Annotated in this window: 20 protein-coding genes and 4 pseudogenes; 14 read left to right on the forward strand and 10 right to left on the reverse strand. The window is 32.7% G+C overall.

The features are described 5' to 3' along the window. Positions 1-936: 936 nt before the first annotated feature. Positions 937-1,254: a hypothetical protein gene (locus IPJ23_00720; GenBank protein ID MBK7629264.1), complete on the reverse strand. Its 318-nt coding sequence runs from the start codon at positions 1,252-1,254 to the stop codon at positions 937-939. 124 nt (positions 1,255-1,378) lie between these two features. Further along, positions 1,379-1,636: a TonB-dependent receptor plug domain-containing protein gene (locus IPJ23_00725; GenBank protein ID MBK7629265.1), complete on the reverse strand. Its 258-nt coding sequence runs from the start codon at positions 1,634-1,636 to the stop codon at positions 1,379-1,381. Positions 1,637-2,103: 467 nt separating this feature from the next. Between IPJ23_00725 and IPJ23_00730 the strand changes: the two are divergent. The 11 genes and pseudogenes from IPJ23_00730 to IPJ23_00780 all read left to right on the forward strand — a co-directional run bounded on the left by IPJ23_00730 (position 2,104) and on the right by IPJ23_00780 (position 8,257). Continuing rightward, positions 2,104-2,396: pseudogene (locus IPJ23_00730) on the forward strand (HU family DNA-binding protein). A 63-nt stretch (positions 2,397-2,459) separates the two neighbouring features. Continuing rightward, a pseudogene (locus IPJ23_00735) lies at positions 2,460-2,868 on the forward strand (GNAT family N-acetyltransferase). A gap of 225 nt (positions 2,869-3,093) precedes the next feature. Next, the gene (locus tag IPJ23_00740) at positions 3,094-3,297 is read left to right on the forward strand and encodes a hypothetical protein (protein ID MBK7629266.1); all 204 of its coding nucleotides are present in this window, start codon (positions 3,094-3,096) and stop codon (positions 3,295-3,297) included. An 18-nt stretch (positions 3,298-3,315) separates the two neighbouring features. Further along, a complete protein-coding gene (locus IPJ23_00745) occupies positions 3,316-3,630 on the forward strand; it encodes a glycogen-binding domain-containing protein (GenBank protein MBK7629267.1) in 315 nt (104 codons plus the stop codon). A gap of 67 nt (positions 3,631-3,697) precedes the next feature. Further along, complete coding sequence (locus IPJ23_00750; protein MBK7629268.1) at positions 3,698-4,681, forward strand: hypothetical protein; 984 nt, start codon at positions 3,698-3,700, stop codon at positions 4,679-4,681. Positions 4,682-4,752: 71 nt separating this feature from the next. Beyond that, positions 4,753-5,391, forward strand: a complete 639-nt coding sequence (locus IPJ23_00755) for an alpha-glucosidase C-terminal domain-containing protein (protein ID MBK7629269.1) — start codon at positions 4,753-4,755, stop codon at positions 5,389-5,391. A gap of 127 nt (positions 5,392-5,518) precedes the next feature. Continuing rightward, complete coding sequence (locus IPJ23_00760) at positions 5,519-5,779, forward strand: hypothetical protein (GenBank protein MBK7629270.1); 261 nt, start codon at positions 5,519-5,521, stop codon at positions 5,777-5,779. An 88-nt stretch (positions 5,780-5,867) separates the two neighbouring features. Then, a pseudogene (locus IPJ23_00765) lies at positions 5,868-7,102 on the forward strand (hypothetical protein). A gap of 315 nt (positions 7,103-7,417) precedes the next feature. Beyond that, positions 7,418-7,663 carry a hypothetical protein gene (locus IPJ23_00770; protein MBK7629271.1) on the forward strand — a complete coding sequence of 82 codons (246 nt, stop codon included), beginning with the start codon at positions 7,418-7,420 and terminating at the stop codon, positions 7,661-7,663. Positions 7,664-7,779: 116 nt separating this feature from the next. Continuing rightward, positions 7,780-8,085, forward strand: coding sequence for an AI-2E family transporter (locus tag IPJ23_00775; GenBank protein ID MBK7629272.1), 306 nt, complete (start codon positions 7,780-7,782; stop codon positions 8,083-8,085). Further along, positions 8,063-8,257 (forward strand): AI-2E family transporter, encoded by a 195-nt coding sequence (locus IPJ23_00780; GenBank protein MBK7629273.1) that lies wholly within the window; start codon positions 8,063-8,065, stop codon positions 8,255-8,257. Before IPJ23_00775 ends, IPJ23_00780 begins: the two co-directional genes overlap by 23 nt. Positions 8,258-8,318: 61 nt before the next feature. Here IPJ23_00780 and IPJ23_00785 read toward each other — a convergent pair whose 3' ends face one another. From IPJ23_00785 to IPJ23_00820, 8 genes and pseudogenes are all read right to left on the reverse strand, one after another. Further along, the gene (locus IPJ23_00785; GenBank protein MBK7629274.1) at positions 8,319-8,717 is read right to left on the reverse strand and encodes a DUF4922 domain-containing protein; all 399 of its coding nucleotides are present in this window, start codon (positions 8,715-8,717) and stop codon (positions 8,319-8,321) included. 20 nt (positions 8,718-8,737) lie between these two features. Then, positions 8,738-8,902 carry a DUF4922 domain-containing protein gene (locus IPJ23_00790; protein MBK7629275.1) on the reverse strand — a complete coding sequence of 55 codons (165 nt, stop codon included), beginning with the start codon at positions 8,900-8,902 and terminating at the stop codon, positions 8,738-8,740. Continuing rightward, positions 8,899-9,321, reverse strand: a complete 423-nt coding sequence (locus IPJ23_00795; GenBank protein MBK7629276.1) for a hypothetical protein — start codon at positions 9,319-9,321, stop codon at positions 8,899-8,901. Before IPJ23_00795 ends, IPJ23_00790 begins: the two co-directional genes overlap by 4 nt. Before the next feature lie 6 nt (positions 9,322-9,327). Next, a complete protein-coding gene (locus IPJ23_00800; protein MBK7629277.1) occupies positions 9,328-10,443 on the reverse strand; it encodes a glycosyltransferase family 4 protein in 1,116 nt (371 codons plus the stop codon). A gap of 20 nt (positions 10,444-10,463) precedes the next feature. Further along, positions 10,464-11,813 (reverse strand): annotated as a pseudogene (locus IPJ23_00805) (SpoIID/LytB domain-containing protein). A 298-nt stretch (positions 11,814-12,111) separates the two neighbouring features. Continuing rightward, complete coding sequence (locus IPJ23_00810; protein ID MBK7629278.1) at positions 12,112-14,718, reverse strand: DUF4397 domain-containing protein; 2,607 nt, start codon at positions 14,716-14,718, stop codon at positions 12,112-12,114. A 239-nt stretch (positions 14,719-14,957) separates the two neighbouring features. Beyond that, positions 14,958-15,782 carry a T9SS type A sorting domain-containing protein gene (locus IPJ23_00815; GenBank protein ID MBK7629279.1) on the reverse strand — a complete coding sequence of 275 codons (825 nt, stop codon included), beginning with the start codon at positions 15,780-15,782 and terminating at the stop codon, positions 14,958-14,960. 1,044 nt (positions 15,783-16,826) lie between these two features. Then, complete coding sequence (locus IPJ23_00820) at positions 16,827-17,384, reverse strand: DNA-3-methyladenine glycosylase I (GenBank protein ID MBK7629280.1); 558 nt, start codon at positions 17,382-17,384, stop codon at positions 16,827-16,829. A 161-nt stretch (positions 17,385-17,545) separates the two neighbouring features. On the opposite strand from IPJ23_00820, the gene IPJ23_00825 reads away from it, so the two are divergent. The 3 genes from IPJ23_00825 to IPJ23_00835 all read left to right on the forward strand — a co-directional run bounded on the left by IPJ23_00825 (position 17,546) and on the right by IPJ23_00835 (position 19,903). Continuing rightward, positions 17,546-18,370 (forward strand): hypothetical protein, encoded by an 825-nt coding sequence (locus IPJ23_00825; protein ID MBK7629281.1) that lies wholly within the window; start codon positions 17,546-17,548, stop codon positions 18,368-18,370. Positions 18,371-18,469: 99 nt separating this feature from the next. Further along, positions 18,470-18,976 carry a hypothetical protein gene (locus IPJ23_00830; GenBank protein ID MBK7629282.1) on the forward strand — a complete coding sequence of 169 codons (507 nt, stop codon included), beginning with the start codon at positions 18,470-18,472 and terminating at the stop codon, positions 18,974-18,976. A gap of 159 nt (positions 18,977-19,135) precedes the next feature. Beyond that, on the forward strand, positions 19,136-19,903 hold the full coding sequence (locus IPJ23_00835) for an NAD(P)H-binding protein (protein MBK7629283.1): 768 nt from the start codon (positions 19,136-19,138) through the stop codon (positions 19,901-19,903).

The raw sequence follows: 19,903 nt of genomic DNA on the forward strand, positions 1-19,903 counted from the left end.
TCCTAATAGATTTTGCCACAAAAAATATACAATTGCTACTCTTTGTATCTCTCCAACTAAGCTAAAATCTAATTTGTTTGATGATGGAACTCCACAATCCCATTTTTCATAAGAAAAACATTGTTCTTACCAGTGTAATAAAAACAAATCCTGTTTTCAAATCAAGATCATCATTAAACAATTTACCAGTATAATAAACTCCTGTTTGAGTTTGAAAATCTGGAACACCAATTAATTTGTTATTATTAGGGGGTAGAATAATATGATGAGTTTGATTCAAGAAGTAATTTCCAAGGTTTAATTTTAGATTAAGCCTAAGCCATCCATTACCGTAACCAATATAGATTTATAAAATACTCCACCACATAAAAACCATAAGCGTAATCATTTTTAGGAAATATTTTATATCGGCAGATACAAATTCATTTGATAATTTGCCATTTCGATTAAAGAATATTTATCATTATTTACACTATATGTTTTAAGAACAGAAGCCCCGATATAAAAGCTAAGATTTTTTTTTATTTTTAATAATAAATCAACTCCTAATCATTACTATTATCCATTGGGATTAACTAGATGCACAGGAAATTTTGGGGATTATATGTTGAACTCTTGTAATAAAAGATGGTATAAAAGTTCCATCGTTTATATTCACCAGAAACAACACGGATATCGAAAATAAATCTGCATCAAATTTGTTTTTGGAAGTATTTACGTGACCAGAATCGAAATATGTATAAAAAGAATTAGTGGAAAACATATTTTGTTTTTCCTCGTCAATGTTGTTAAAACTTAAAACACTATAATCAAAATTATTACGGATATTTAATCCATATGTTTTGTTTTCCGAATATTTTACTTACCAAAGTGTTTTTTCATACCTGTTAAACTAAAAATATACAAACTTGCATCAGATCTCATCCATTCGGCCGGCTAAATTAAAGAAATTTCCAATCTGGGTAAATGCGTGAGGATTTTCAATTCGCCATTTGGATAAAACATTGGTGCGGCTCTATAATCGTACAGAATATTATCTACAACACCACCATTAGCAATAATACTATCTGCCTCAACTCCGCCGCTATATCCGGCATTATAATCGTTAAGAGTGTATGTTGCGATAATGTTAACCACGTTGGATAACAAATACTTTAGTTTAAATATCGCTTGCCAGATTGAATAATCAGAATTGCTATAAGTTCCATCATAAATTCTGTTCGCAATATCAAATGGGGCTATTAACTTCTTCATAACAATTGCATTAAAGCTACCATCCAAACATCATATCTCTGTTTGCGCCTTGATAAAATCTTATTCTAGTATATGGTTGGCTTGGTAAAAAATCTTTGTAATAAAATTTACACTAACTGGGTTATTATAAGCGCCATGAAATCCGCGCGGTATATGGAATAATTTCTATCGGATCAACATCTTCACTTTGTATAAGATTAAGATTTAATGAGTTGGAATATCTATCGTTATAAAAGATTCCATCCATCAAATAACTAATTGCGTTGTTTCCAACACCGTAAATAAAGGTTTCATTTGGCTGTCCCGTAAAGCCTAAATCCTTTATAAAGTTAAATGGATAGGCTCTTAAATAATCACCGGAATATTGATATTCTTGTTTCAACAGTTCTGAATTTTTAATAATAAAACTTTTCCCGTTAGAGCTGTAGAGTCAATCGGTGCAGACGAGTCCAGTTCAACAATGGTGTTAATAAAGAATCGTTTGATAAAAAAGAGTATCGGGTTTTAGAAAGCGTATCAGGATAAATTTTTTAGTTCTGCCGTTGTTGAATCTTGAATTTGTGAAGTAACAACAATAGAGGTAATAATTATAAATGCTAAAATATTCCTGGACATAAAAATTTATCTAAGCCATATTTTATTAAAGATTAAAATAACGAATTATCAAATGTGCATCAAAGCCTTAAACCAGTATAGGATAGAATATGAGTTGATTGTACCCTCAATTTATGGTAGTAGAACTAAGTGTGTTTAAAAATTATTTTACGAGAATTCTTTTCTTTTGAAATAAAAATATATATTTTCACTTTGTAAATAAACTTCATTCATTAATAAAAGAGAGGGCTAATTATGGCAGCAGCCAAACCAATGACCAAAGGTCAAATTCTTGATCATATGGCAAGAAAACCGGCGTAACTAAAAAGTTTGCTGGTGAGTTTTTAGAAAAGCTCGTAGCTTTATCATACAAAAGAAGCTAAGAAGGCATTCACAATCCCTGGATTAGGTAAATTAGTTGTTGTAAATCGCAAGAAAGAATGGGCAGAAACCCAGCCACAGGCGCTACAATGGTTATACCTGCAAAGAGAGTATTAAAATTCAGAATAGCTAAAGCAGCAAAGATAACGCTTTATAATCTGGATTAAGTATGTTTTATTTAAGCGAAGGATAAGTATTTGTTCTTCGCTTTTTTAATTAATGGAGATGTTATGAGTGAAATAGTTTATGCAATTGAAAAATCTCTTGATGTTTCAGAATTCATTGAAGTACTTAAAAACAGCACTCTTGCAGAACGCAGGCCTATTGATGATGAACAGGGAATTTCATCAATGTGTAATAATGCTAACTTAATTGTAACGGCACGGTAGATGGAGAACTTATAGGAATCGCTCGTTCTATTACAGATTTTGTTTATTGCACTTACCTTTCCGATCTTGCAGTTGATACAAAATATCAAAAAGGGGAATTGGCAAAAGATTAATTGAAGAAACAAAAAGCAAACTTCGCAAGCGAAATTAATTCTTCTCTGCACCTGCTGCAGTTAATTATTATCCCAAAATCGGAATGACAAAGCATAATCACTGTTACTATATTGACGATGTTGAAGATTTGCAATAAACATCGCCTTTCTCCTTATTCTTTTCCTCTCATTGTAGTAAATTTGCTTTAGAAAAAAACGAACAAAGAGTGTTTAAAAACCAGGGTTAACAATTCAGCAAAGAAACGATTAGACAATCACTTTTAGGATAACCAAATGTTAAAAAATTTTTAATTATCTCCCTGTTTTTAATTTCAATAAATTATTCACAGACAATTCGTGATTTAATCCAGCCAATTAACTTATTGCAAGATCAACCAACAAAAGTTTTGATTAGCGATATCTTTTATTCTGATAATTATACTGTTGAATTTACTTCAACAAATAACATTATTGTTAGTTATGATATATCAACACTGGAAGTTTTATTCACTCCCCAAAAGGATTTTTCAGGAATAGAATTAATTCCGTTCAAATTAAACGAGGGAGATTTATCAAATTCCTGTTAAGCTTGTAAAAAGTAAAAAATATATCTTTACTTATCACCCGCAAGCTGGCGAAAAAGAGTAAATTTATTTGGTCAGTTTAATAGCTGGGATAGACAAAGCCTTCCGATGAAGGATACAAATGGCGATGGTGTGCTTGAAGTTGAAATTTCACTTGATCCTGGAAGATACGAATATAAATTTTTTGTTGATGGAAAAGAAGTTATTGATCCCGCTAATCCAGATAAAGTTCCAAATGGTATGGGAGATTTTAACTCGCTAAGAATAATTGAAGAATCTGCAAAAGACAAAATGTTTCTTCACATCCTGGGGTCAGAAAAAGTCAAAATGAGTTAAAACTTAAGTTCTATTTTGAAAATGTTGATCGAAGCAACATGGATTTAGCAAAGAAAGTCTAATTGTATTGTTTGATAATAAAAAATTTCCTGCTGAACTTATCCAAATAAATGGAAGAGATATTACTCTTATTACAAAGGGTAAAATGTTAAATGGAAATCATTCAATTAGAGTTGCAGCTAATCGTATGGGCAATGTTAGCAATATCCAAACTGTACAATTATTCGATGGAGTTGTTGCTGGAAAATCAGAAACAAAAACACTTAAAGATAATATAATTTACAGTATTATGATTGATCGCTTTAGTAACGGAGACAGATTAAATGATAATCCAGTTATTCATGATTCACTTTTTACTCCAGCAAATTATCAAGGCGGCGATTTACAAGGAATATTAAATAAAATGGAGGATGGATATTTTGATAAGCTTGGTATAAATGCCCTATGGATTTCTCCAATTATTGATAATACAAATAATGCTTATCGTGAATATCCTGCACCTCATCGTTGGTACACAGGCTACCATGGTTATTGGCCTGTATCATCTACAAAAGTTGAAGAACATTTTGGCGATATGAAGCTTGCCAAAGAATTAATACATAATGCTCACAAAAAAGATATTAATGTGTTTTTAGATTACGTTGCTCATCATGTTCATCAGGAGCATTGGATGTGGAAAGATCATCGCGATTGGTTTGGCACTTACAATCTACCAAACGGTAAATTGAATTTAAGACTTTGGGATGAGTACAGATTAACAACCTGGTTTGAACCATATATGCCATCGTTTGATTTTGTAAGTTCTTACGAGGCGCTTGAGTTTATGACAGACAATGCAGTTTGGTGGTTAAAAGTCACTGGCGCTGATGGTTTTCGTCACGATGCAGTTAAACACGTTCCAAATGAATATTGGAGAATGCTAACCAGCAAATTAAAGCGTGAAATTGAAATTCCGCAAAATAAAAACGTTTATCAAATTGGTGAATCATTTGGTGGAATCGATATGATTGCCTCTTACGTAAACAACGGACAATTAAATTGCACAATTTAATTTTAATCTTTACGATGTTGCTGTTCCAACTTTTCTTGATGAAAGCTTCGTTCAAACTATTAGATTATCAAATGCAAAAAAAGTTTTCAGGTTTTGGGTACAATAATTTAATGGGCAACATTATGGATAGCCATGATAAAATACGCTATATGGCTTATGCAGATGGCGATCTAACAATTAATGATGGAAGAGCAAGTGAATTTGCATGGAACAATCCACCCAAAGTTGATAATCCCAAAAGTTATGATAAACTAAAACTTCATATTGCATACTTGTTGACAATTCCTGGTATCCCTATTATTTATTACGGAGATGAAATTGGAATGACAGGCGCAGCTGATCCAGATAACAGAAGAATGATGCGCTTTAATGACGACGAGTTGAATGAGCTTGAAAAACAGACATTTGAAGATGTTAGCAAACTGATTCACATCAGAAAAGAACATTCTGCATTACGATATGGTGATTTTTTAACTCTACAAGCTGATAAAGATATTTATGCTTATTTAAGATCTGATATGAATGAGAGAATTTTGACAATTATAAATAAAAATTCTAATCAACAAAAAGTTGAATTGACTTTACCAGTAATGTATAAAGTAAACAAAGCAAAGGATCTTGTAAGTGGGAAAGATTTAGTTGTAAAGAATAACCAAATTTTGCTGACAAGTGATGGAACTAAATATTTAATTTTGGAATTAGAAAAATAAATGGAGATATAATGGCTAAGCTAACAATAGTTTATGGTGTAGTTTTTATTTTAATGGGTTTATTTGGATACTTTGGAATTAGCAGCGAAAGTATAACTGCTCTTATTCCAACTTTTTTGGAATTCCAATGCTAATTTTTGGATGGCTAGGACTTAACGAAAAATATTTAAAGCACTCAATGCATGGCGCTGCAGTTTTAGAACTAATCGGTTTTGCAGGCACCATCAGCGGGCTTATTAAGTTCTTTAAAATGCTTGGTGGTGCAGAAACTGCAAGACCAGCGGCTGTTACGGTTCAAGCAATTATGGCTTTGCTCTGTTTAGTGTTCATTGTTTTAGCTGTTAAATCTTTTATAGATGCAAAAAAGAATAGGACGAAAAGTGAATAAGTTATTAATATTTTTATTAGCAGGATTGATTTTTTGTTTCCTGCTCAGATAAAAAGAACCAATTATTCAAAGTGATCTTGAGTTAAAAATAAACAATATCGCCGAAGATTATGTAAAACTAGTTTTAGACATCGGACAGTACGATGCTGATTTTGTTGATGCTTATTACGGACCGGAAGAATGGCGAGCAAATTTTAAATTTGGTTTACCATTTGATTCAACTGCATTTAAAAGTTTATCAAAGCAAGCAGATGATTTGCTTAATCAACTTGAATCTCTTGGTGAATATAAGGCTGATGAATTAGAAACTCTTCGCTTCAGGTATCTTTACAAACAAATTCTTGCTTGTAAAACAAAAATCTTTATGCTTAATGGAGTTCTGCTTCCTTTTGATGAAGAAACAAAAGCACTGTATGATGCTTCAGCACCAACACATAATGATGATTTTTTTCAAACAACAATAACAGAGCTTGATAAAATTCTTCCGGGTAATGGTGATGTTGCAAAAAGATTAAATGATTTTAAATCCAAGTTTGTCATCCCGACAGATAAACTTAAAGATGTTTTTGATACAGCAATAAAAGAATGTAAAACTAAAACACTCGATCATATAAAACTCCCAGAATCAGAATCGTTTAAAGTTGAGTACGTAAAAGACAAACCTTGGGGCGCTTACAATTGGTATAAGGGAAATTTTTATAGCGTTATTCAAGTAAATACTGATTTACCGATTTATATAGATCGCGCTGTTGATCTTGCCGCACACGAAGGTTATCCGGGTCATCACGTTTATAACGTTTTATTAGAATATAATCTCGCAAAAAAAAGAAATTGGGTTGAGTTTAAAGTTTATGCACTGTTTTCACCGCAATCTTTAATTGCAGAAGGAACTGCTAATTATGGTATTGCAGTTGCATTCCCGGTAATGAAAGAATAAAATTTGAAAGTGAAGTTTTGTTTCCGCTTGCAGGCTTAAATCCGGATGATGCTGATCTTTATTACAAAGTTTTAGCTCTTCAAAAGAAATTTAGCTATTCGGGAAATGAAGCCGCAAGAAATTATCTTGATGGTAAATGGACTCGCGAACAAACAGTTGCATAGGCTTCAAAAATATGCTTTGCGAACAAAAGATAGCGCAGATAAATATGTCTCTTTTATTGAAAAGTACAGAAGCTATGTAATTAACTATAATTTGGGTATGGATATAGTTAAAGATTACATAGAACGAAATGGTGGAACTGAGAGCAATATCGAAAACGCTGGCGATTATTTGAACTTTTATTATCAATACCCCAAACACCAAGTGCACTAATAAAAAGATAGAGTAGCTGATGGCAAAAAGAAATCAAATAGATGGTACAACAAAGTTTTTTATTACAATTATTGGATTAGTAGTCATTGGCATTGTACTTAGAGAACTGAGCAACATATTCATTCCTTTAGTAATTGCAATTTTTTGTTTTTTGTTTTTGCCCCTTTTTAATTCATGGTTAACAGGAAAAAGGTTCCTATGCTCTTTATTACCCTGCTGGATATTGCTATAACTTTTGGTTTGCTGTATGGAGTTGGAAGAATAGTTGTTGATTCATTTTTTCAATTTAGTGCAAGCTTGCCTTTTATGGGGACAAACTAAGTAATATGATTAAAGTGACAGCGACTTCCTGGGGAATTACTGATCCATTCTTTACTGAATTTTCAATTGACAATTTACTTGCAAGTTTAAATATTAAAAATATTGCTGGTGGTTTATTTACCTCCACAATCTCACTTCTTGGAAATGTACTATTTGTATTGTTCTTCTTTGTTTTTGTTCTTTCAGGAAATAAAACAATTTATGAGGCTATTAAACATCGGTACGTTAATAAAAAGTTAGTCCACAATTAAAATAATTAAAAAAGTCTTCAGCGTTCAAATGATGCCGTTGATGAACAAATATTATTGGACAAAATTAATCAGGAAAGAACGATACGAGAACAGCAACTTGAAATAACTTTTAAAAAATTACTGAACAAATACAACGTTATATAATTGCAAAATTTACGGTTAATCTTACTGCCGGAATTATAACAACAATTGTTCTTGCAATTATTGGAGTAGATTTTCCGATTGTCTGGGGATTGTTTGTTTTTCTTTTCAACTTCATTCCAACGATTGGTTCTGCCGCTGCACTTGTGTTTCCTGTTTTGTTTACATTAGTTCAGTTTGATTCTTTTGGAACAGTAATTCTTGTGTTAGCTTTAATGGCCCGGCATACAAACGCTTGCATTCAATGTTGCCGAACCAATGCTGCTTGGCAAACGACTTAACTTAAATCCTTTGTTAATTTTGCTTTCTGTTTTAGTGTGGGGTTACATTTGGGGAATTGTAGGAATGCTTCTCTCTGTTCCTCTTACTGCAATTATCAAAATTATCATTTCAAATTCCAATTCAGCTAATATGGAATTTTTTGAACAGTTGATGAGCCAAGAAAAACTATAACTTTTTTGCTTAATAAAATTTATTATCCTTATAAAAACATTGCATTAGCCGTTTTTACAAATTATACTATTTCTCTTAATCTCATCAATATCATTTCAAACTGTTTCTCATCAATAAAAACTTCATTAAATATATTCGCAATTTGATCTTTTGTAATTTTGTTATAGTCTTCCTCACGCGGGAAAACACAAACCCCGCCTAAATCAATTGCTGCTGGACTTACCAACATTTTACTTTCATCTTCTGCAAAGAAAACTGCTGGGCGGTGTTTTGCTCTTAGAAATACTATTACTCGCCATCCATATTTTTCTTCATAAAAAGAAACAAGATTTAATAATGGCTCTTGCTCCTCTTCCATCAAATTAGAATATGTTTTATAGAATTTATTAAAAAAATCAATAACCAAATCTTTATCAATACTTTCAATCGATAAAAATTTTCTCAATTCATCATTAATCATAAAAAGATAAATCATCATCTTCAAAAAATCATTTTACCGTATTCATTTTTAATTTGATGAAACTCGTCATCAATTGGCATGAAATATTTATTGCCGGCTTGAAAATGCAGATGATCCGGTGCTGAAGCTCCGCATCTTGGTCCGTTGTAAATAACAGAATAGTGTTTTGAAAGATCTTTGCTCAAATCCAGCATATCAGTAAAGTATCAATTATCCGCTGTGGTTGATGCTGTTTGTTAGTTAACGTAAAATGAGTTGGAAATATTGGGAATGGGTTGCAAAGTATAATGTAATTATCGTTGTACAAAATCCCCTTTTGCTCGGAAGGAAGGTTTTCAACACACAAAAAACATTTTCTTTTGCTTATAGATTTTGGATCAACTTTTGCGGATGTTGATATCATTCTTCCAGCATTAAACTGCGCCTTAATCTGAAATCCATCAAACTGAAATGATTTTGATTTTACTGTTTCAAGTGATTGAACCCCTGTTTTAAGCATCTGCCACTGTTCTGTTTGGATATCAAATAATCTTTTTGCTGCGTCGGAAAAATTATTTTCATCAATTAGGTTTAGTATTAATTGGTCATTGGATAATACATTCATATAAATTCAATTTCTATTTAAATAATTATTGTAACTCTCGATTATTTTATCGGTTACAATTTCAATATCAAACATTTTTAAAACCCGCTCTCTAGCAGCTTTGCCAATAGATAATCTCAAATTCTCATCAAGAATAAGCTTCTCTGTTTTCTTTGCAAGATCTTCCGCATTTTTATTCTGGAATAATATATTAGTTTTCCCATCAACCGCAATATCAAGCACACCATCGGAATTAGCACAAACCGACGGTTTTTCCATAGCCATAGCTTCAATAAGTGCAATACCAAACGCCTCCGCATGCGATGGAAAAATGAAAATATCAAAAGCAGAAATAACATCAGGTATATCACTTCGAAATCCAGTAAGAATCAAATTTTCTATTTTAAGATTTTGACTCAAGCTTTTAATCCTGTTTGCATAATCATCTTCCCCACGGCTTGCTTCGCCAACTATCATAAATTTTAAGTTGATAAATTTTGTTGAGAGAATCTTTGCAGATCTTAAAATTCTTCTATGTCCTTTCCCCGGACTAAATCTTGCAATCATCCCAATTACAATATCGTTATCACTATAACTAAATTCTTTTCTCACCCTATCCCGATTTGAAATTGTTGGATTAAATTTTTTAGCATCTACCCCATTGTAAATTAATTCAATTTTATGGGGTGGCAATGAAGTTGTATCGATTAAATTATTTTTTATCACACTACTTATGGCTATTGCAACATTAATTCTGCTATAAATTTTATTGTGTAAATAATCTTTTTTAAGAATAAATGATCCAATATGTTTTGTAAAAAACAAAAGTGTTTTGTTTTTTATAATTTTTAATGCTGGAACAATTACCCACAAATCTTTAGATGCATGACTATGTATTAAATCATAACACCCGGATTTAATAATTGTAGATGTTTTTAATATTGTAATAGGGTTTGGAAGTTTACTAATATTAACTGAATGAATTATTATTCCAAGATTATTCGCTTCTAATTGCAGCCTCGAATCATTGGCGCAAAGAAGTTCAACTATAATGTTGTGTTTTAAAAGTTGCTTTATTCCGGTTAGCGTAACCATTTCCATTCCGCCCCAGCTTTTAGATAAACAGGAATAAAGTATTTTCATAAGTTAAAAATCTTTGTCACTTAATAAATCTTTTTGAGCAGAGCACCTTTAAAGTAATGAATTGTTATTTCATCAAATTGGTAACCTTGTTCTGCCATAACTGCTGCACCTATTTGGCAAAGCCCAACACCATGACCCCAACCGGCACTGTAAAATAAATTTTTCAGGAACGCCGCTAACATCTCCAGTTTTTTCAACATAAAAAGCCGAACTGTAAAGATGTGTTTCTGAAAAAGTTCTTCTTATCTCTAGTTCTTTACCTATAGTTAGTGTTTTTTTGAACCAACTATTTTTAATTTAACAATTCGCGACGAAAACCCACGTTCAATCGGGATAAGATCTTTAATCCTTCCAAAATCAATCCCACTTTTTCTATTTATAAGATCCGAAAGCTGATCTTGAGTAAACTCAACTTTCCATCTATAAAAATCTTTTGTTTCTTGATCATAATCTAAAAGGATTTGATTTAATATTTTAGGATCCGCGGTATTACAAAACGCTGGTGGGTTTGCTTGAATCCATTTTACTGCATTTACTTCTTTTGTAAAATCATCATCTAGTTCATCTGCAATAAATTTGTAATCATAAATAGCAGAAAGTGACGGGTGCTTTACAGGCTCCCAAACATTTTCAAACGATTCTGAAATCCCACCGCAGGATTTAGAAAAGCGTGCATCGAGAATTTTCCCATCCTCCAGCAATACAATTCCTACCGTTTGTTCAACAGCCGCTCTTACAGCATCAGAAGTCATTTTAGTAACACCTTGATAACGCTGACAATGATCATCGGCACAAACATCAAAAAGTTTATGATCTTCCCTATCGTACCATTTAATTATTTCATCTTCTGATTGAAATCCTGATTCATAATTTGCTTTCTTCTTTTTCAGCAATTTTGATTTTTCAATTTGTGCAAGCAGCCAGCTTCTTGATACAACCGCTGTGGCTTTTAACATTTGCATCGAACACTTTGCGCTCATTTCAGACGAGATAACACTCATTAAGTATTTTTCAATAGGTACAATATTTACTACTGTAATTTTTCCGTTGTCTTTAATAAGTTTTAGCGAGTGTGTAAAACGCTGCTTCTCTTTTCTCTCCCAGTGGAACTTAACTCCAATCACAACATCTCTTATAAGAAAAGATTCGTTATCTGGTTCTTGGGGTTCAAAAATAATTTCATCAGTTATATCAATTTTATCTTTATCACTTTTACAAATTATTCTATTATCTACTAGTTCAGCTTCAAATCTTCCGCTAAAGAAATTTTTAAAACCATAAGAACTAAAATCTCCATAAAGTTCAAATTTAATTTTTGTGTCGCTAAGAATTCCAACACTAATTAAGGGTTCGCTGTCATATCCCAACATTATATTGCCCATTGAAATTGTATTTAAATAATAAAAAATATTTACTGTTAAAATATAAGAATTGTGGAGATATTAGCTTACAACATTGTTTGTTAAATACATGAATTTTTAACTTTATTATTTACTGATTGGCGATTATGAGTTGAAAATCAAATAATTGCAAATGATAAGTTTATTAGGAAGTTACTTTATTTATTTGGGGATTTCGTAGAGAGACAATTTGATGATTAAAAAAACAGCTCAGTCCGTTGCAGCGAACTGAGCTTTGAATAAGTATTTACAGAGGAGACATTTCTCGTTATTTCATTAAGATCATCTTTTTTGTTGAACTGAAATTATCCGTTTTTATTGAATATAAATAGACACCATTACTTAAACTTGATGCATCAAATCTTAGATCATACTTTCCAGCTGATTGTGTTTGATTTACAAGTGTTGATACTTCATTGCCTAGTATATCATATACTTTAATAGTTACAAATGAATTTTGTGGAATACTGTAACTGATTATTGTTGATGGATTGAATGGGTTTGGATAATTTTGTTCTAATGCAAATACAGACGGTGCTGTTAAATCTACATTTAGAATATTCGAATATTCAAACGATCCATCAAAATCCACTTGCTTAAGTCTGTATGAATAACTTCCTACTGGCAACTTAGAATCTGTGAATGAATAGTTCTGTATTTCTGTTGTAGTTCCTTTCCCTCTAACAAAACCGATACTTACAAAACTTTCACCTGATTTTCTTTGTATTTCAAATCCGTTGTTATTTGTTTCTGTAGCAGTTGACCAACTAAGGCTTACATCTGAGCCTTTAACATTAGCTGTAAACGCACTTAATTCAACAGGAACGACTCCTTGATTTAGGGAAATGACCGTTCCATTTGGAAGTGCTGCAAACAAACCAAATGCTGCTCCATTTTGATTGCCCGAAGGGTTAAGGAACCCAGAAGCAAAAACTGCTGCAGCTCCGCCGCTTAATCCCGCCAACGGGGCTATAAAGGAGGCAACCAATGTTGTCCCATCTGCCAGATATAGATCAAGAGTGTAATTACCTGCAGGTACAGAGAAATAAGGAGTTAGATCTCCATAAGCTGCGTCATTAACTAATACAAGGTTACCTGCTTCTCTTGCTTTTACATCAACTGTCGGTGCATCTGTAGATCCGTGTAATACAAATAAATCAACATCAGAACCAACTGCCGTTTCTCTAGCCATTGTTTTTACTAAAAGGGTAAATCCTGTATTTCTTCCATCAGGATTTGGTAAATAACCACCGGTTAACAATCCATTAGCAATTACAACATATTTTTCATCAGCAGAAAGTATTACAGGAAAATTTGCCAATGTATCATTTACAGATGTGCTGTTACCAGGGGCAACACCTATGTTTAATGTAACGCCCGCAGGAAGATCAATAAACGGAGTTGCTGTTCTAAAAGCAAAATCAGGAATTGCTAAAGCATCATTTACATAAACATCCACACTACCAGCCAATACATCTGCCGAGTTGTGAATAACCTGTACTCTTGCACTAGGAGCTGTGGCTGCAGGCAATTGAACAACAGTTCCGTTTGCTAAAGCTGCAAACAAACCAAAGGCTGCTCCATTTTGATTTGATGTTGGATCAAGGAAACCAGAGGCAAATACTGCTGCTGATCCACCACCTAAACCGGTTAGCGGTGCAGTGAATGATGCTACATAGTTAACACCGTTACCAAGATATAAATCTAAAGTTATACTTTGCGCAGGCGCTGTAAGATAAGGGGTTATATCACCATAAGCTGCATCATCAACTATTGTTGCGCTGGATAGTTCGCGAACTTTTACATCAACAGTTGGCGCATCTGTTGATCCGTGCAATACAAATAAATCAACACCCGAGCCCGTTCCAACTTCTTGCGCCATGGGCTTTACAAATAATGTAAAGTCTGTGCTTCTACTATCAGGGTTTGGAGCGTATCCGGAAGTTAAAACTCCATTTGCAAATACTACATATTTTTCACCACTGGCTAAAACAACCGGAAAATTCTTCAATGTATCATTTACTGATGTACTATTACCCGGAGCCACACCAATATTTAATGTAACACCAGCAGGCAAATCAATAAATGGTGTTGCAGAACGAAATTCAAAATCTGGAATTGCCAATGCATCATTAACATAAATATCTACACTGCCGGCTAGAACATCTGCAGAATTATGAATGACTTGTACTCTTGCTGTATTGGATTGTCCTGAAGTAACAATAAAATGATCAACCCAAACATTATCAGAGTTATTTCCTAATGGTCCTCCGTCTACAATGTAATAATTAACAGCGGCATAAATTTGTGATCCTGCAAATGCAGAAAGATCAAAAGCATATCTATTCCAGGCGCCAATCGGGCCACTTACTAAGAAGTATGCTATTTCTGTAAAACTACTTGGATTTTGATCAGTTGTTGAAATTAAAACTTTTAAAGAATCCGGGTATGTTCCACCAATTGAACCAGCATAAAAAATCAAGCTATCACCAGATGCAATTGTTGGAATTTGTGGACTAATTAACCATTCATCTATCAACCCACTGCTGTTTGCATTTGTATAATTACTGAACCAAAAACTTTGTCCAGCTTGTGGAATTACGTTTCCGCCAGTAAAAGTTATTAGTTGTTCAAAAGTGTAGGCTGATCCGCTCCCATCGTTATCTATTACAAGCCAATTAGATGGTTGAATCAAAGTGTTAAATGTTTCTTCCCATTTGATGTTTCCTTCAGCAAAATTGGGCTTTATTGTTGTAGGCTTAAAGTCTGAACTATTGGGAAGCCTTAAGCTTCTTGTGTTTGCATCCTGTGCAAAAATATTGGGCGTAATTGCAAAAATTACAATTACCAGCAAAAAGTTTAGGAATTTGTTCATAATTGTCTCCTTTTAATTATAGTTAATTAGTTGTTTTTAGATAGATCAAGATCTATAATCAAAACGGAGAATAGAAATTTAAAGTTCCCTCGGAAAAAAAATTTTGCTTTGGGAACTTATTACACTTAGATGCTGTTTAGATAAGTTATTTTAAAAGCTAAGTTAATAAATAAAATAAAAAAGGCACGATTGCTCGTGCCTTAAAAGAATCCATCCTGAATTCTTAATGATTATCAAAATTATTTCATTAAAATCATTTTCTTTGTTGAATTGAAATTATCTGCTTTTATGCTGTAAAAGTATACTCCATTGCTCAAGTTTGATGCATCAAATCTTAGATCATACTTTCCTGCTGATTGTGTTTGATTAACAAGTGTTGCAACTTCATTTCCAATTATGTCATAAACCTTTAGCGTTACAAATGAATTTTGCGGAATGCTGTAACTAATTATTGTTGATGGATTGAATGGGTTTGGATAATTCTGCTCTAAAGCGAATACAGAAGGGGCAGTAACTTCAACTTCAACGATTTCTGAATAAGCAAACTCACCATTGAAATCAATTTGTTTTAATCTATAGTAAAATTTTCCATTGCTTACAGAGTTATCGATATATGAATAACTTTGTGGTTCCGTTGTTGTACCGAATCCAGGAACAAATGCGATATTAGTAAAATTAATTCTATCGGAACTTTTTTGAATTTGAAATCCGGAATTATTTATCTCAGTTGCTGTATTCCAGTTAAGCACCACATTGCCATTAACGTTTGATCCAACAAACGAAGTTAGCTCAACAGGTACTATTGAAAAATCAATTAAATTTACGTACTGTGCACTGATACCGGATACAATATTTCTAACAAGTGCGCCGGTAGTATCATCTATTTCTGCTATAAAAGATCCATTAGTAACGATATAATTTCCACCAGGCAACTGATAACATCCACGCAAACCTGTAACTGCGTTAAACGAGTTTAGCAGTGTTCCAGTTGAGTTGTAAATATACAACGCGGATGGAATTGAAAATCCCGCAACACAAATATTACCATTAGATGATTCAAACATTTGTTGAGGAAATGCTATGCTTGGAATAAAATTATCAATATAATTGCCATTCAAATCATAACGATGTGCTGCATTGCTTGTGCTTGCAGTTACCAAACAATCGTTTGTTCTAAAAAGGATATCGAACGGACTGTTTAATCCCCCGGCACCTATAGCAATAAAATTGCCAAGATAATTTCCGACTGCATCAAACTCTGCTATTCCATTTTGATTTCCACTGCTACCAACCGTTACTACCATATTTCCGTTTGGTCTAAAATTGTGTCCACGGATATTATCAAGAATAGCTGTATTAACGCCCGCAACTGGGGCAAAAAATCCGAGATATGTTCCCGCTGTATCATACTTTTGGACAAGGTCATCAGCTTGATCTGAGAGAGTTAAAAAGCCGTACGGTGATAATCTTATTTGCTTAGGCGATGATAAGTTAGTTGGATCAAGAATAAAAGCATTATCAACCAAATCGCCGGTTATTGCATCAAGAAGTACAACTGCGTCCGTTGTCCAATCTGGAATAGCAAGGTAAGACGTTGATACTCCTCTATTTAAAATGCTTGAGTAACCGAGTGAAGGGTTTTGGATAGGTTGATTTGAATAGTGGACTCTTGCTTTGGATATATCATAATCTCTTTGAATCTCTACCCAATATGCAACGCTTCCACTAATAGCATCTTTAACATTGTTAACTACAGCATAAACAACTTTTCCATTTTCAATTCCTCTTGCTTCGATAAAAACCCCATCTGCAGTGTAGATTGTATGAGGCAATCCTAACTTATCCGCAAGTTTTCTTGCATCAAAAACAAGTTGAGAGTTCTCTTCTGCAGAGATAGTAAGTTCTGAATATGTAATTCTACTCTGATCCTGGGCAAAAACCAGAGAAAAAGAAAAAATAACAAATAGAAATGTAAACAGTTTCATTTTGTACCTCTTATTTAATTGTTGAAAATAATTAAAGGACTTTGTTTGAACGCTCAATCTGGTTATAAAAATGACAAAATTATATAAATAAATCAATCGATTGAGTTAATTAGTTTTTGGGAGTCACAATTCACTGTGTCTAAAACAACTTATTAAATGATCATTTACCATCCCAGTTGCTTGCATGTGCGCATAGATAATAGTTGAACCAACAAACTTGAATCCTCGTTTTTTCAGATCTTCACTTATCAAATCAGAAAGTTCTGTTCTTGCTGGCAGTTCTTTTATTGATTTGAATTTATTTTTTATTGGTTTACAGTTTACAAATCCCCAAATGTATTTATCAAAGGTTCCAAATTCTTTTCTTACTTCTAAAAATGCTTTTGCATTTGTCACTGCTGAATTTATTTTCAACTGATTTCGAATGATTCCAGCATTCTTCATTAAAGAATTAATTTTTCGTTTATCATATTTAGCAACTTTGTTAAAATCAAAATTATCAAATGCTTTTCGAAAGTTTTGTCTTTTATAAAGAATTGTTCTCCAGCTTAATCCAGCTTGAAAACCCTCCAGTAATAAAAATCCAAAAAGCTTTTTATCGTTGTGGATTGGTAATCCCCATTCTTTATCGTGATATTTAATATATAAGTCATCTTGGGCTGGCCAGGGACAGCGAGTCATATTTTTCATTTACAAATCCTCAGTTTGATTCTTGTACCTTGTATAAATTAAATAATTATTTAATAAACAACTAAAAATAATTTAACAACTATTTGTGCATGATCAGACATATTTCAATTTTTGAAGTGTCGCTATAAAACAATCAAAATAGGAGCAATTTTATGAAAAAGATATTTTTTGTTCTTCCATTAGTTTTACTTATTGTTGGTTTTACTGCTGAACGTATTATTGATGACAAGTTAAAAAGCTTACTTCAGCAATTTAAAACTGATGAAGATGCGGCTAAATCCAATGTTTTTTATGCTATATCTGGTCCATCATTTTATATCCCCAATGTAAAAGTGATAAAAGATCTTGCCTTTGGTGACAGAATATCTTTAATTCAATCTATTGGAATAAATGTAAAAGAATATACTGCTTCAAAAGATTTTATTGCAAAGTATAATCAATTAAGAGAAGACAGAAAACCAACTCCGCCAGAGGCTCCAAAATATTCGGCTCAATTAAAAGAGGAGCAGAAAGAAAGCTTAAAGAATAGCATTGCTGAAATGGAAAAATCAAAATCACAAGCAGCTAAAGATCAACAAAGTATGTTTGATGAAATATTAAAAACCCTAAAACAACAATTAACTGATATGGATGATCCTAACAAATCAATGTATACCCCAGAGATGGACGAGTACATAAAGCAAAGTTATCAGATGCAGGTTGATGATTATAATAACAAAGTAGCTGAATGGAAAAACGAGTATCCTGAAAATAATCCAAAACCAATGATAAAAAATTGGTTAAAAATGTTTTTAGAAAAATCTGCGGATATAAACTTTGATGCAAAAACTGTAAAAGGAAAGGATGGATTGTATAAATTTGTTGATCAACAATATGAATACAAAGACAGCCAATGGAAACTTTATTATAGAGCTGGCAAAGAATCTGTTGCTGCTGCAAAAACATTTGCGCAAAACTGGTTAAGTGAATTAAAATAAATCTCTTAAAATTTAGTTGCATAAGTTATCAATTACTATGTTTTTCTTTATTAACCAATAACATAGTTTTAATTTTACAATAACAATCGAAATGTAAGTATGAAATATTTAGGGTTTATTACAATAGTAATTTTGGTTTTGGCCGGGTGTTCAAAAGATGATAGCTCAAATCCTGTTACCTCGGATAAAAATGCCACAGGTTTTGTAAGAGGAGATTTAAATGGTTCTAACTGGTACGCAAATAAGATTATCACAAGTAAAAGCGGAAACACCCGGACTGTTAAAGCTACATTAGATTTTACAAATGACCCTGTATACACAACTTCAACTCTTGAGTTTAAGATAAGCGTTAGTCAATCCGGAATTTTTGGAATTGGAGAAGACGAGCCAGGATTTCAATATGTCATCAAGGCATATTATAAGCTGATTTCCCGCAGCGGAACTAATGACGAGAACTACAAAGCATACTACGATAACATTAGTTTTTTAACTATCAATAGAATTACAGATAAAGATCTTGATGCTATTTTTACATTTACTGCGCGCACTGATGATTCATTAAAAACAGTTGTATTCACCAATGGATCTATACAGATAAACTACTAAACTAAGTTTGTAAAATTCTTAAGACGTATATCACAAACCGAGTAATATTGCTTGATCGGGTTATATTTTGTACAAATATGTGATTTCTACCAAAACATAAATCAAATTCTTACCCCATATTTAACGCACATTTATTTTATACTTTCTAGGAATCTCAAAATGCAAACCATACTAGGTTCATCCGGTATAATAGGTACAGAGCTTGCCAAAGCTTTAACTAAATATACGGACAAGATCAGACTTGTAAGCCGCAAGCCCAAACGTGTAAATCCAACAGATCAACTAGTTGTTGCTGATCTTACAAATGCACAACAAGTTTTATCCGCTGTTAATGGTTCTCAAGTTGTCTATCTAACCGTTGGACTTCAATACAAAATCAGCGTTTGGCAAAAACAATGGCCAGTAATTATGCAAAATGTTATTGATGCTTGTAAAACACACAAAGCTAAACTTGTTTTCTTTGATAATGTTTATGCTTATGGTTTGGTAAATGGATGGATGAGAGAAGATACACGTATCAATCCAACTAGTAAAGGAAACAAAGCGCAATGGTTTATTGATGCGAATAAAAAACATTCGATGACTTACACTCCCGATGCAGGAAAAGCAACAGCACTTTTAGGAAATACGAATTCAGCCTACAATCAAATCTGGCATTTACCAACCGATAAAAATGTTTTAACAGGTAAGGAATTTATTGAGATTGCAGCAAAAGCATTTAGTGCTAAACCAAATTACACGGTTTTGAAAATGTGGATGATAAAAATGGTTGGATTGTTCATTCCTATTGTAAAAGAAAGTATTGAAATGCTATATCAAAACGAGTACGATTATTTATTTGACAGCACTAAGTTTGAAAAAGCATTTAATTTTGTCCCAATAAGTTATAAAGATGGTATTGCAGAAACTGTAAAATCAATGAAATAA

It is taken from the genome of Ignavibacteriales bacterium (genome assembly GCA_016709765.1).
Lineage (GTDB): Bacteria > Bacteroidota > Ignavibacteria > Ignavibacteriales > Ignavibacteriaceae > IGN3.